At 79.5% G+C, this 513-nt stretch carries 1 pseudogene; it reads left to right on the forward strand.

What is annotated here, in order from left to right:
- Positions 1-513, forward strand: a pseudogene (locus N866_RS21870) (NlpC/P60 family protein); the annotation flags it as partial.

Raw genomic sequence — 513 nt, forward strand, 5'->3', positions numbered from 1 at the left:
CGCAGAGGACTACGCCGCCGCGACGGTCGCCCGCGACGAGGCCCGGCAGGCGGCCCAGGACGCCGCCGACCGCGAGCTCGCCGCGCAGGCCGAGCTCGAGGCCGCGCGGGGCGGGCTGGGTGCGCTGGCCATGGAGGCGTACCGCTCCGGCGGTGCCATGGACGCCCTGGGGGCGTTCCTGTCCGCCGACGGCTTCGAGGACCTCCTCGCCCGCACCGAGGCGGTCGAGCGGCTCGGCAGCCAGGCCGAGCGCGCCGTCCAGCGCTTCCGGGCGGCGGACCTCGTCTCCCGCACCCTCGCCGCCCGCACGCAGGACGCCCTCGCCCTCGCCGAGAGCACGGCGACGGCGGCCGACGACGCCCTGGCCGCCGCGCAGGCCGCACAGGTCGCGGCCGAGGAGCAGGTGGCGACGGCGGCGGCGGAGCGCGAGCGTCTCCTCGTCCTGCTCGCCGAGCAGCGTCGGACCACGGTCGACGTCGAGCGCGCGCGGCAGGACGCCGTCGAGGCCGACCG

This window comes from Actinotalea ferrariae CF5-4 (assembly GCF_000603945.1).
In the GTDB taxonomy this organism is placed as follows: domain Bacteria; phylum Actinomycetota; class Actinomycetes; order Actinomycetales; family Cellulomonadaceae; genus Actinotalea; species Actinotalea ferrariae.